Origin of the sequence: Faecalibacterium prausnitzii (assembly GCF_049532945.1) — a bacterium.
GTDB lineage: Bacteria > Bacillota > Clostridia > Oscillospirales > Ruminococcaceae > Faecalibacterium > Faecalibacterium prausnitzii_N.
Window position 1 is genome coordinate 1,183,180 of sequence record NZ_CP186691.1, and the last position, 13,358, is coordinate 1,196,537.

General features: G+C 52.7%; 11 protein-coding genes and 1 pseudogene. 9 read left to right on the forward strand and 3 right to left on the reverse strand.

All coding sequences use genetic code 11. From position 1 onward, the window contains the following. Window positions 1–133 precede the first annotated feature (133 nt). The 6 genes from ACNQFG_RS05925 to ACNQFG_RS05950 all read left to right on the forward strand — a co-directional run bounded on the left by ACNQFG_RS05925 (window position 134) and on the right by ACNQFG_RS05950 (window position 8,032). Window positions 134–1,708 (forward strand): substrate-binding domain-containing protein, encoded by a 1,575-nt coding sequence (locus ACNQFG_RS05925; protein WP_423406327.1) that lies wholly within the window; start codon window positions 134–136, stop codon window positions 1,706–1,708. Window positions 1,709–1,830: 122 nt separating this feature from the next. Continuing rightward, a complete protein-coding gene (locus tag ACNQFG_RS05930) occupies window positions 1,831–2,733 on the forward strand; it encodes an ABC transporter permease (protein WP_097793518.1) in 903 nt (300 codons plus the stop codon). Between the two features lie 16 nt (window positions 2,734–2,749). Continuing rightward, entirely contained in the window at window positions 2,750–3,625 is an 876-nt protein-coding gene (locus tag ACNQFG_RS05935) for a carbohydrate ABC transporter permease (RefSeq protein WP_015564190.1), read from the forward strand. A 99-nt stretch (window positions 3,626–3,724) separates the two neighbouring features. After that, window positions 3,725–5,686 (forward strand): TIM-barrel domain-containing protein, encoded by a 1,962-nt coding sequence (locus tag ACNQFG_RS05940; protein WP_423406328.1) that lies wholly within the window; start codon window positions 3,725–3,727, stop codon window positions 5,684–5,686. A gap of 12 nt (window positions 5,687–5,698) precedes the next feature. Further along, window positions 5,699–7,357 carry a glycoside hydrolase family 13 protein gene (locus tag ACNQFG_RS05945; protein WP_423406329.1) on the forward strand — a complete coding sequence of 553 codons (1,659 nt, stop codon included), beginning with the start codon at window positions 5,699–5,701 and terminating at the stop codon, window positions 7,355–7,357. 75 nt (window positions 7,358–7,432) lie between these two features. After that, entirely contained in the window at window positions 7,433–8,032 is a 600-nt protein-coding gene (locus tag ACNQFG_RS05950; RefSeq protein ID WP_423406330.1) for a DUF624 domain-containing protein, read from the forward strand. Window positions 8,033–8,467: 435 nt separating this feature from the next. Here ACNQFG_RS05950 and ACNQFG_RS05955 read toward each other — a convergent pair whose 3' ends face one another. Both ACNQFG_RS05955 and ACNQFG_RS05960 read right to left on the reverse strand, forming a co-directional pair. Then, window positions 8,468–9,106, reverse strand: coding sequence for a YczE/YyaS/YitT family protein (locus tag ACNQFG_RS05955; RefSeq protein ID WP_097771470.1), 639 nt, complete (start codon window positions 9,104–9,106; stop codon window positions 8,468–8,470). A gap of 102 nt (window positions 9,107–9,208) precedes the next feature. Then, window positions 9,209–9,448: a hypothetical protein gene (locus ACNQFG_RS05960; RefSeq protein ID WP_423406331.1), complete on the reverse strand. Its 240-nt coding sequence runs from the start codon at window positions 9,446–9,448 to the stop codon at window positions 9,209–9,211. A gap of 253 nt (window positions 9,449–9,701) precedes the next feature. On the opposite strand from ACNQFG_RS05960, the gene ACNQFG_RS05965 reads away from it, so the two are divergent. Both ACNQFG_RS05965 and ACNQFG_RS05970 read left to right on the forward strand, forming a co-directional pair. After that, window positions 9,702–10,037 carry a hypothetical protein gene (locus tag ACNQFG_RS05965; RefSeq protein ID WP_423406332.1) on the forward strand — a complete coding sequence of 112 codons (336 nt, stop codon included), beginning with the start codon at window positions 9,702–9,704 and terminating at the stop codon, window positions 10,035–10,037. A 203-nt stretch (window positions 10,038–10,240) separates the two neighbouring features. Beyond that, window positions 10,241–11,626, forward strand: a complete 1,386-nt coding sequence (locus tag ACNQFG_RS05970) for a glycosyl hydrolase family 28 protein (RefSeq protein ID WP_249253956.1) — start codon at window positions 10,241–10,243, stop codon at window positions 11,624–11,626. 182 nt (window positions 11,627–11,808) lie between these two features. On the opposite strand, the pseudogene ACNQFG_RS05975 reads toward ACNQFG_RS05970, so the two are convergent. Next, window positions 11,809–12,054 (reverse strand): annotated as a pseudogene (locus tag ACNQFG_RS05975) (transposase); the annotation flags it as partial. Between the two features lie 884 nt (window positions 12,055–12,938). On the opposite strand from ACNQFG_RS05975, the gene ACNQFG_RS05980 reads away from it, so the two are divergent. Continuing rightward, window positions 12,939–13,343 carry an AbrB/MazE/SpoVT family DNA-binding domain-containing protein gene (locus ACNQFG_RS05980; protein ID WP_015536742.1) on the forward strand — a complete coding sequence of 135 codons (405 nt, stop codon included), beginning with the start codon at window positions 12,939–12,941 and terminating at the stop codon, window positions 13,341–13,343. Window positions 13,344–13,358 lie beyond the last annotated feature (15 nt).

Here is a 13,358-nt window from a genome sequence, read left to right on the forward strand (position 1 = left end):
AAAAGACACGCTGCGCAGCCTGTCAGAACGAGACATATACAAACTGGAAGAGGATTTGTTTTTTGTATCCTGGATGGAGCAGACAAAAAACGAATTCCGGAAAATCTGACTGAACATCGTGGAGGATTTTATCATGAGAAAGATTTCGCGCAGATCGTTTTTGAAGGCTGCCACCGTTGCCTGCGCACTCACCGCACTGACCGCCTGCGGAGGCGGCGATGAATCTGCCGCCGTTTCTGTGGCCAAGGACGAAAACGGAGCCTATGTGGACACCCTGACCATCACCCTGGGCCGTTTTGCGGAACCTTCTGCTGCTGCCCTGTTCCCGGAAGGCCAGACTTTTGAAGACAACGCCTACACCCGTTACATTGAATCCAAGCTCAACGTGGATCTGGTGGACAGCTTTGAAGCAGGCGGCGACGCTTTCACCAACCAGCTGGCCACCTGCGTCGCCTCGGGCGAACTGCCCGACATCATGACCGTCATCAGCTACGACACCTTTGTCGAGATGGTGAACAACGGCCTGACCTATGACATGACCGATGTGTACGAGGAGTACGCCTCTGACTACATCAAGAGCCTCTACGATTCCTACGACGGCCGCTGCCTGAGCATGGCAACCTTTGACGGCCGGCTGATGGGTATTCCCGGTACGAACCCCGACAACAGCGTCCCTGTCCTGTGCTGGATGCGCAAGGACTGGCTGGACAAGCTGGGCATCAACCCCGACCCCGACGGCGACCTGTGCATCACGCTGGATGACATCGCCGCTGTGGCCAAGGCCTTTGTGGACGCCAATGTAGGCGGCGGCAACAGCACCGTGGGCATGGCTTTTTCCGGCAATGATATCGGCGATGCCATGTGCATCGCCAACGCCATGGGCGGCTACATCGACCGATGGATCGAAAACCCCGACGGCACCATGAGCTGGTCCACCCTGGCGCCCGAAGTCAAAGCTGCCTGGGCCAAGATGAACGAGTGGTACGAGGAGGGCATCCTGGATCCCCAGTTCGGCACCCGCACCACCGATGACATCAACGCCATGATGATCAACAACGAGCTGGGCATCGTCTTTGGCGCATGGCATATCCCCGACTGGCGTCTGAGCAGCGTCAAGGCCCTGGTGCCGGAGGCAGAGTACATCGCCTATACGGTGGCCGATGACAACGGCATCGTCCACGCCTACCACGAAAACGCCGCCGAGCGGTTCCTGGTGGTCAGCAAGGACTGCAAGTATCCCCAGGTGGCAGTGGAAATTCTGAACATCCTCTATGACGATCTGGCCCGCGCCACCGCGGAAACCGCACCGGATGTCATCGCCTACATCAACGCCGGCGGACACAACGAGGGCCGTCCCTATTACATGGAAGTCCTGCCCTCCAACAATCCCTCCATTTACTATACCGAGCACATGGCCGTCATCAACGGCGAGATGACCCCTGAGGAAACCACCATTGCCGAGAACAGAGGCTCTTCCCAGGCCATTCTGGACTACCTGAAGGATCCCCAGAACGTCACTGAGGAAACCCTGGGCGGTTGGCACTTCTATGAGTCCCGCATCATCGGCCTGGGCGCATCCATCGATGCGCTGGAAAAGAACGGCAACGCCGAATGGATCACCCCCAAGTATCCCCCACCACCCCCACCAGCGAGCAGAAAAAGGCAACCCTGGACAAGACCGAGCTGGAGGCCTATGTGGCAATCGTGACCGGCGCACAGCCCATCGATTATTTCGATACCTTTGTCAGCGAATGGAAGCGTCTGGGCGGCGACGCAATCGCCCAGGAAGTCCAGGAATACTTTGCACAGTAACAAAGGGGGTGGAAACGGATGAAAAATCAGGTCAAAAAGAGCCACGCAAACCAGGCCTATCAACTGTATTACCACGGCATGATGCTCCCTGGTTTCATCTTCCTGATTCTGTTCAACTTTGTTCCGATGTTCGGCGCCATCATGGCCTTTCAGGACTACAGACCCGCCAAAGGTTTTTTCGGTTCTGACTTTGTGGGCCTCAAACATTTCAAATACCTGTTCGAAATGCCAGACAGCTTTGAGCTGTTCCGCAACACCCTGATCATCGCCCTGGGCAAAATCGTCCTTACCACCATCATGTCCATCGCCTTTGCGATTCTGCTCAATGAGGTCAAGAACCGGACCCTGAAAAAGTCGGTTCAGACGGTGGTTTACCTGCCTCACTTCCTGTCCTGGGTTGTGCTGGCTCTGGTCGTCAAGAATCTGTTCAACCTGGACGGCTCCGTCAACGCAATGCTGGGCACCTCGCTGAACTGGCTGGGCAGCAATTCCCTGTTCCAGCCCCTGCTGATCCTGACCGACACCTGGAAAGAGTTCGGTTATGGCTCCATCGTCTATCTGGCAGCCATCACTTCCATCGACTCGACCCTTTACGAGGCTGCTTCCATCGATGGCGCCACCTGGTGGAAAAAGGTCTGGCATGTCACCCTGCCCGGCATCCGCACCACCATCGTCCTGATGGCCGTCATGAATTTGGGCAACATCCTGAACGCCGGTTTCGACCAGGTCTATAACCTGTACAGCGCATCGGTCTATGCCACCGGTGATATTCTGGACACCTATGTGTACCGCGTCGGCCTGCAGGGCCTGCAGTACAGCTTCGGTACCGCCGTGGGCCTTTTGAAGTCCGTGATCGCCTTTGTTCTGATGATCGGCGCCAACAAGCTGGCTCAGAAGTACACCGACAGCAAAATTTTCTAAGGAGGTCCGTCTGGCAATGAAAGTTGATAAACTCCGCACTGTCATCATCTACATCATTATTATTCTGCTGGGCCTAGTCTGTCTGCTGCCGCTGCTGAACATTGTTGCCATCTCCTTCTCCTCCTCTGCAGCAGTGGAAGGCAACATGGTAGGGCTGATTCCGGTGGGATTCAGCACCGCAGCCTATAAGAAGATCCTGGAGGACTCCCAGTTCTGGCACTCCTTCCTGATCTCGGTGGAGCGGGTTGTGCTGGCCCTGATCATCAACTTTGTGCTGATCGTACTGATGGCTTATCCCCTCTCCAAAACCAACGCACAGTTCCGGGGCCGCAACATCTATGCAAACCTGATGATTTTTGCCATGCTTTTCAACGGCGGCATGATCCCCACCTTCCTGGTTGTCAAATCCTACGGCCTGCTCAATACCGTCTGGGCCCTGGTTTTGCCGGGAGCCGTGCCCATCTTCAATGTCATCCTGGTGATGAACTTCTTTGCTGCCGTTCCCAAAGAGCTTGAGGAAGCCGCCTTCATTGACGGCGCCAACCCGTTCCAGGTTCTGACCAAGATCTTCATCCCCATTTCCAAGCCGGTTCTGGCCACCGTATCCCTGTTCAGCATTGTGGGCAGCTGGAACGACTTCTACAGCGGCCTGATCTACATGTCCAAAGCCGCCTATTATCCCCTGATGACCTATATCCAGAGTCTGCAGATCAACGTGGAAGATCTGATCAAGCAGGGCAATCTGTCTGCCGTGGTGGATTCTGCCTCCCTGGGCAACACCAACCTCAATGCAGCCAAGATCGTTATTGCAGTTATCCCGCTGCTGCTGATCTATCCCCTGCTGCAGCGGTACTTCGTTTCCGGCATTGTGGTGGGCTCGGTTAAGGGCTAATTTATATAGGGCTAATTTATATTCTTTCAGAGCGCTCCGGAGACGGGGCGCTCTATCTGACAAAACAACCATTCAATCGCTTTTATTTGGGAGAACGGTATGATTCAAAAGTATCTCTATGGTGCCCCCTTTGACACCGAGTCGGTGGTCGCACCAATCCCTGCAAGCCAAGGCGAACCCCCTGTGGGAACGGTCAAAACCAGCGAATCCGGCTTCTGCTTTGCCTGCCCCCTGGCGGAGGGCGACCGGGTCTACGGCCTGGGCGAAGCCAACCGCGGCATCAACAAGCGGGGCTTTGTCTACGTCAGCGACAATGTGGACGACGGCCTCCACACCGAAAACAAGCAGCGAATGTACGCCGCCCACAACTTCATCGTGATCTCAGGCCAGCAGAATCTGGGGCTGTTCTTCGACTATCCCGCCCGGATTCGGTTTGACATCGGCTTCACCCGCAGGGATTGGCTGGAAGTCACCTGTGAGCGGGCCGACCTAGCCCTTTACGTCATCACCGGCGACAGCGCCTGCGATGTGGTCAAGCAGTTCCGGGCCATCATCGGCCGCAGCTACATCCCGCCCAAATTTGCCTTTGGCTTTGGCCAGAGCCGCTACGGCTACAAGACCCAGGCCGACTTTGAAGAGGTGGTTGCCAAACACCGCCAGGCCCACATTCCCCTGGACATGGTGTACATGGACATCGACTACATGGACCACTACAAGGACTTCACCGTCAACCCGGAGAATTTCCCCGATTTTTCCGGCTTTGTATCCAAGATGAAAGAGCAGGGCGTCCGGCTGGTGCCCATCATCGACGCCGGCGTCAAGGAGGAAGCAGGCTATTCGGTCTGCGACGAGGGCAAGGAAAAGGGCTACTTCTGCAAGCGGGCCGACGGAACCGATTTTGAGGGAACCGTCTGGCCGGGGTGGAGCCACTTCCCCGACGTGCTGAACCCCGAGGCGCGGGCCTGGTTCGGCCGGCAGTACAAGGCACTGACCGACTGCGGCATCGAGGGCTTCTGGAACGATATGAACGAGCCCGCCATCTTCTACTCCCGGGAGGGGCTGGCCGAGCGGCTGGATCACCCGCCGGTTCTCCATGAAGACGGCACCATCGAGCATTTTGGCCAGGCCATCGGCTGGCTCAATCTGTCCAATGCGCCGGAAGACTACGCCCGCTTTTATCACAAGGTGGACGGCAAAATGGTCCGCCACGACCAGGTCCACAACCTCTACGGCTACAACATGACCCGGGCCGCCTCGGAGGGGCTGGCCAGCATTGCCCCGGGCAAACGGTTTCTGCTGTTCTCCCGTTCTGCCTGCATCGGGATGCACCGGTATGGCGGCATCTGGACTGGCGACAACCATTCTTGGTGGAGCCACCTGCTGCTGAACCTCAAGATGCTGCCCTCCCTGAATATGTGCGGCTTCCTGTATGTGGGAGCCGACCTGGGTGGCTTCAACGCCGACACCAGCCGGGATCTGCTGCTGCGGTGGCTGGCGCTGGGGGTGTTCACCCCCCTGATGCGCAATCACTCGGGCTGCGACACCCGCCGGCAGGAGTTCTACCAGTTTGAGGGCCCCGAGGACTTCCGCAGCGTCATCGAGACCCGCTACCGGCTGATCCCCTACCTCTACAGCGAATACATGAAGGCAGCGCTGAACGGCGATATGCTGTTCAAGCCCCTGGCCTTCGTCTACCCCGAAGACGAGATCGCCCTTCAGACCGAGGACCAGCTGATGCTGGGCAATGAGGTGATGATTGCCCCGGTCTACACCCAGAATGCCACCGGACGGATGGTGTATCTGCCCGAGGAGATGCTGTTTGTCAAGTTCGGCCCTGAGGGCCGCATCACACAGGAAGTCCTCCCCGCCGGCACCCACTTTGTGAAGGTGGCCCTCAACGAGGTACCCCTGTTCATCCGCAAAGGCGCCTGCATCCCGGTGGCGGACCCCGCCCAGACGGTGGCCGGCATCGACCCCGCCACCATCCGGATGATCGGCTGGCCCGAAGCCAGCTATGACCGCTACGACGACGACGGGGTTACCATCCCCGCAGAAGAATAAGGAGGCATTGCCATGGACCGCAAATGGTGGAAAGAAAGCATCGTATACCAAATCTACCCCAGCAGCTTCCAGGACTCGGACGGGGACGGCATCGGGGACCTGAACGGCATCCGTTCCCGGCTGGATTACCTGAAGGATCTGGGGGTCAATGTGCTGTGGCTGTGCCCCGTCATGGACTCCCCCATGGATGACAACGGCTACGACATCTCCAACTACCAGGCCATCAACCCCCGGTTTGGCACCATGGAGGACTTCGACGCCCTGCTGGCCGAGGCCCATCAGCGGGGCATCCGCATTGTGATGGACCTGGTGGTCAACCACAGCTCGGACGAGCACCCCTGGTTCATCGAGAGCCGCAAGTCGGTGGATAACCCCTACCGAGACTACTATATCTGGAAGCCGGGCAAAGACGGCCACGAGCCCAACAACTGGGGCGCCAGCTTCGGCGGCTCGGCCTGGAAATACGACCCCCAGACCGATATGTATTACCTGCACCTGTTCTCCCCCAAGCAGCCCGACCTGAACTGGGAGAACCCCAAAGTCCGGGACGAAGTGTTCAACATGATGACCTGGTGGTTTGACAAGGGCATCGACGGGTTCCGGATGGACGTCATCAGTATGATTTCCAAGGACCAGCGCTTTCCGGATGGCGAGAAACACGGACTGTATGGCAATGGCGGTCCCTACTATGTCAATGGGCCCCGCATCCATGAATTTTTGCAGGAGATGAACCGGCGGGTCCTCTCGAAATACGACATTATGACGGTGGGCGAGACCCCCGGTGCCACGGTGGAAAACGCCCCCCAGTATGCGGGGCTGGACGGCAAGGAGCTGAACATGGTCTTCCAATTTGATCACGTCGGCATTGGGGACGGACCCCTGGGCAAGTGGACCACCCAGCGCTACGATTTTATGCAGCTCAAGAAAATTCTCAGTCACTGGCAGACCGGCCTAGACGGCAAAGCCTGGAATAGCCTGTTCTGGGACAACCACGATCAGCCCCGGGCTGCATCCCGCTGGGGCGATGACTCGCCCCTCTCCGCCAAGATGCTGGCCACCTGCCTGCTGAGCCTGCAGGGTACTCCCTACATCTATGAGGGCGATGAACTGGGGATGACCAACGCCTATTTCAAAGATCTCAGCCAGTACCGGGATATCGAAAGTCTCAACGCCTTCAAGGAGCTGACCGGCGCAGGCTTGATTTCTGCAGACGAAATGATGGAGTGCCTGGCCCTCCGCAGCCGGGACAACGCCCGCACCCCGGTCCAGTGGGACGACTCCCCGAACGCCGGTTTTACCACCGGCACCCCCTGGATTGAGGTCAACCCCAACTATACCGCCATCAACGCCGCCGCCGAGGAAAAAGACCCGGACTCGGTGCTCAACTACTACAAGCAGATGATCACCCTGCGCAAGAGCCATTTGGGGCTGATTTACGGCTCCTTCCAGCTTCTGGCCGAGGAGAACCCCCAGGTCTTTGCCTACCGGCGTACCCTGGCCGAGACCGGCGAGAACTACCTGATCGCTTGCAACTTCTCAGACAAGGACGCGGCCTTCACAATTCCCGCTGATTTTGCGGGGGCCCGGCGCCTGATCGGCAATTATCCTGACACCGCTCTCACCGGCGCTGTGACCCTGCGCCCCTATGAGGCCTTTGTGCTCCAGAAGTAAACCAGGTGATACCCTATGAATGACTTTTTCGACCTGGATGCCCCTCTGTTCCGTTTCTTAACCCGGGTTGCGGATATGGTGATTCTCAGCCTGCTGTGGCTAATCGGAAGCCTGCCGCTGTTTACCTTGGGCATTTCCAGCACAGCCCTCTATTATGCAGTGAACAAGTCCCTAATTGAGGACCGGGGAACGGTCAGCGAGGAATTTTTCCGGGCCTACCGCCGGAGCTTCCGACAGGCAACTTTGAGCTTTCTTGCTCTGGCAGTGCCGGAGAGCATTCTGCTGGCTGACTGCTTTATGACCCATTACCTCAAGAGGCAACAGGCAGCGACGGGTAATCTCTGGATCATTTTTACGGTGCTGAGTACCTGTGGGCTGGCCTGGATGATCTACAACGCAGCCTATGCGGCAAGATTCGACGACCCGGTCAAAAAGACGATCTTGCAGTCCGGTGCCATGGCATTGCTCCATTTTGACAAAAGTCTGCTGCTTTTGGTGGTGCTGGCTGCGTTCGGCCTGCTGACAGCATTCTGCCCGCCGCTGATCCTTCTGGCACCTGCCGGATATGCGCTGTTTGCCCGGTGGGTCCTTGAGAAAAAGGTGTTCTATCAATATCTTCCCGATATAGACGATGGCATAGACAAGGAGAATAAAGACTGTTCCCATCAGGATTGATCGTTCCTCCAATTTGACCATTCTTTTCTAGAAACCATCGAAAGAATCTGTCTGGCTTGGGAATCACCTTAAAAGACTTCTTTGATTCCTCATACTTGTAGTAAAAAGCCGCTCACCATGCTGGAAACCTGCACGGTGAGCGGCTTTAATACTGCCTCTATTTTATCCTTGGGCCATCTCCAGATAAATGTTAAGCTGCATCTGTCTGGCGATCCTATTCGTGATCCTTGGAATCGGCATCAACCTGTGACAGTGCATTTCTCACATCCCTATTTACTTCTTCCAAAGCCTGTCTGATGGGTTTGTTATGGCTCCCCATCGCCGCAGCAGTCCACAGGCGGTTTTGAAAGATAAATCTCCTTCATTTTCATTTTCTGCTTAACGGCAGTAATAAAAAAGACCCCCGCAGCGTATGATTTGACGCCGCGGGGTTTCTCAATTGTTCGGTTTGTATTGCAGCACCTTCTGGGAGAACGTCCGATCGAAGAACTGGATGAAGGGCCCAAGGCAGAACGCACAGATCAAGGTGCCAAGGCCCACAAGGCCACCCAGCAGCCAGCACAGCAGGGCGCTGAGCGCATCGGTGAAGATGCGGCACCCGAAGTACGGGCAGGGTGTGTAGTCCCGCAGACCGAGGGAAAGGTAATCGTAGGGCGCGATGCCGAGGTCGGCGGTCTGGTAGAGCGAAGCGCCCAGCGCCGTGACCAGCACCGCCGCGATGACCCACGCCAACTGCACCGCCAGCGACGGCGCGTCGCCGAAGTGGGCGTGAATGGGGTCATAGAACGCCGTGACGATGTACCCGATGCAGATGCCGTTGACGAAGGTGCCAAGGCCGATGTACTTGCGCCCGAACCAGAATTCCAGCAGGAAAAACAGGATGTTCGTGCACAGGTTCTGGGTGCCCAGCGAGATGCCGAGCAGCTCCGCCAGCCGCATGTTCAGGGCGCTGATGGAGTCGTTGCCGAGGTGGGACTGCTTGAAAAGCGCAATGCCAAGGGCGATGATGACGATGCCCGCCACCATGCCCACCACCCGCCGGGCAGTCGGTTTGCGCAATGCGGTGCCGTTCATAGGGGATTCTCCTTTAGCGTTTCTTTTCCCCTATTATACGCCTACTTTGGGCGGGAGACAAACTATTTATGGAAAGATACAACGATATACGGGGGATCCGCCTTACCCCTTTAATCTCACCTCAATCCGTTCTTTCTCCAGCCTCTCCCCGATCACGATGAGCACTTTCTGCCCCTTGGGGATAGCGTTTGCCGTCAGGCCGTCGGCGGTGGCGTTCAGCTCCACCCAGCCGTTCTCGTCCTGTACGAAACCTTTCGCCCGCAGCACATGGCCGCACGCGGGGTCGGTGAAGAGGGCCGGGATATTCTGTTCGAGCTGCTGGCACGAGAGGCCCAGCTCCAAAAAGTAGGCCGAACCAAAGGCCCTATGCGGTTGGCGTTACCCGCTTCTAATTATAGCAAAAGGAGGTTCTTTTTCTACCGTTTCGACGCTACGGCTCTTTTCTTCCACAAGCATAGCTTGTGGTTTTCTCTATGAATAAGAGCGGGGCCTTGCAAAAGGCTCCGCTCTTGTTGTCTAAGAAAGTATTGCCATTTCGAGACCGAAAGAATATACTTATATTAGCTAAATTCCAATACTAGATGGAGGGACTATTATGGCTAGACCAAAAGGAAGCAAGAATGCAGTGCGTACCAAGAAAGCAAATATTGACTATGCGGCTATTGTTGCTGAAAAGACCGCAGCCAAGGAACAAATTGAAACCGAGATTGCCGCACTGTCTGACAACATTAGCACACTGAAGGAACAGTTGAAAAGTAAAAAATCTGCTTTGAAGGTTGCAGTAAAGGAACTTTCTAAAGCAGAGGCAAAAAAGGTTGCAGCCGAAAAAAAGGCCGCAGAAGAATCCAAAAAGGCCGAAGCGGAATCCGTATTGAAAAAGCTACTTGCCAGCGGTATGTCCGCTGATGAAATTATCGCCAAGCTCCAGTAAACTTTTATGGGAGCCAGCAAGCGGATCTGTCCGAACTGCGGACGTAAAATGAAGCAGCAGTTCATTGGTCTGTTCCACTGCAAATGCAGCACAAGCTGGCGGCGTGATATGGGATTTTTTGAACGTACTCCAGATATGGTGTTCTCACTGGAACGCAAAAAAGTCAGCTTCCGAGACTTGTGTCACTTGAGGAGAAAAGAGATATGAAGGATTTTGAAAATGATTTGATTTATTATCCTAATCCGGACCCGGTCAAGGAACCGAGATTTATTTTAAAATCTGTAGATGAATTGGAAAAATCAACAAAATACAGTGTTACCTGCAATGGAACAGAGCGTGTGGTATACCATACAGATTCGTTTGACTATGTTGTAGTAGTAGATAACGAAGCGTATGATCTGGAGATTTCAATCCATACACCATATGAAAAACTTGAAATCCGTCCGTCCAGCTTTGGCATAGTTCCTTTTGTAAAAGGAGAAACAGTCCATATCCATCTTGATGAACCGAGAAAGTTTACTGTAGAGACAGATGGTGGTCTTCATGATGCATTGTTTGTGCTTTGCTCGCACAGGATTGAGAAGCCGGCAGATACCACCATCTGCTTTGAAAAGGGCAAGGTATATAATGTAGGAGTTCTTACCTTAAAGTCCAATGATACGGTTTACATAGAGGAAGGTGCTGTTGTATCAGGTTGTGTATACGCAGACCATTGTGACAATATTTCCATTGTAGGAAACGGAATTATCAACGGAGCCTGCTGGCATCTGCCGGACAGTAATGCAGACCGTTTCTTTATCTATGCCAAGTGGTGTAATAATGTACTCTTAAAAGGCTTTACTGCTGTAGACGGTCCTTCCTGGCATGTAGTTCCTGCGGCGTGTGACCATGTTGTGATTGATGATATGAATATTATGTCGAGGATTGTAACGGGAGACGGTATTGATATTACGAGCAGCCAGGACGTAGAGGTAAAAAATTGCTTTATCCGTTCCACAGACGACAGTATCTGCATCAAATCCCAAAGATTGTTTGAAGATCCGTCAACGGTACGTGACGTAACAAAAGTGCGTGTTCACAATAACGTGATCTGGAATGCAGAACCCGGTAATGCCATAGAGCTTGGTTATGCCCTCCAGAGCGAAATCCACGACCTAGTATTTGAGGATTGTGATATTATACACTGCCAGTATGAAGGAAACATGGGTGGTGCGGCGCTTTCCATCCATCAGGCAGATGGCGGCCATGTTCATGATATACATTATAAAAATATCAGAGTAGAGCAGGCAGAACAGAAACTGTTCGATATTAAGGTTCTGCTCTGCAGATATACGGAACAGCTTGCCAAAGGAGAGATTAATGATATCTATTTTGATAATATCCAGGTGCTGAACGGAGATATCCCGGTCTCCATGATCCGGGGGTATCAGACACCGACAGAAGAAGTACGTGTCCATGATGTCCATTTTGATAACATTACTTTTATGGGGAATAAGTGTGAAACCTGGCAGGATATGCGGCTTGTTACAGAACTGGCAAATGACATTTATGTCAATGGTGCCAGAATATGCAGACAGATGAAATTCTGAGAATATCACCATATAGAGATGGTTTTATTACTTGCAGCAAGGAGGGTATTTATGGAACAAAGCAGCATGCTTTTCCAAAAAGACGGAAAAAAATATTTACAGCTGGACTGTGAAAATGCAAAAGAGCTTTCTATGAAATGATATGTACCCGGTTTTCTGGACACCGGTTCAAAATTGAATAATTAAGCTTCCATCATGGATGCTTCCCTGAATTTAGAGGGAGGCATCCATTTTGTTTTCGCTTGAATCCTGCTGTTATTGTAATAGTCGATATAATCAACAATAGCTTTGGAGAATGCTTCAAAGGAAGGATAATCTTTCTCAAAACCATAGAACATTTCATTTTTCAATCTACCAAAGAAGGTCTCCATAATACAGTTGTCATAGCAGTTACCTTTTCTGGACATGGATTGAATGATTCCGTGTTTCTGAAGTTCACTGCGGTAGAATGCGTGCTGGTATTTATCCTTTGGTAATCTCCAGATAAACACTAATCTCCATGATTGTTACCATTGAAGGAATATGGAGAAAAGTGTTTTACACGGCTTCCAGCAGAAAGGTGGAAAATAGATTCACACAGATTATCTTGTATTTACATGGATTTACAGGAAAGCGTTTACCAATCTTAGCAGAGAGCCAGAAAACAGGGTTCAAAAGGCGCTTTATGAGGCTTCATTAGCTGGAAACCTGATTTTATTAGCTGGAACCGAAAATTCTGCTAATGGCATTCGCTGGCTGATTTTGGTGATCGGTTCAAAATGAAAAATGCGAAGATCGTCTTTCACATGGAAAAATGACCTTCGCATTTTCTTAAAAGGATGTCCCTACCCGGATTCGAACCGGGGGCCTCAGGCTTAGGAGTAGGGGCTGAAGCCATAAATCCTAGGCAAAAGTAGGTAAAACAAGTAACGTTTTATCAATTGATTTTTTGTTGCGCTGTCAATCTGAGTAAAGAACACAAACCCCGAAATAAAACGAGTAAAAGGCTTTTCATTAGCAGAAAATTAGCAGAGCTAATGAAAAGTGGAAGGTTCATTGTAAAATGCCCACCTTTCATTAGCTGGGAAGTGTACGTTTCCCTACGGATATTTGCTTGTTTAGCATTCGTGAACCAGACCATACAGCCGTAGCTGGTGTGATGGACAAATGTTTTCAATAGAAAAAGACCAGAGCTTTCTGCGAGAAAACTCTGGTCTATGTAACAGTGCGAATGGAAATGCGCAGTGTCTTGTAAAAGGAAGGGGCTTATGGTATTCTTACGGGAGTAAAGGCACTGGATGCAAGGAACTTTGCGTGATTTTAGGAGTGTGCGATGGAAAAGAAATTTAATATTGTAGTCGGTGAAGATGGAACTGTAAAACTCCCAGATGCGGTTCTGGAAAAACTTGAAGTCAAACCCGGAGAGGAAGTTCGCTTCGAGGTAGATGACAATTTCTATGCAGTCAGGCTTCTATCGCGGATAGAAGCTGAACGCTTGGATTACTTGAATTGGATGCATAATAAACATTGCCCCTCTATTGAGGAAATGATTGCAGAGTCGAGAAAACAAGCCACTCAGAACATTGTGATCTCCCGTATCCTTGATGGGATGCCGGCAGAAAAAATCGCAGAAGGCTATGAAGTTTCACTCGATTATGTAAAACAGCTTACACATCAGCTGAAGATGGACATAGAGGAAGCTAAGGCGAAAAAACACAAAGAAACGGGATCATCCTAAAACAGATAGCGGCAG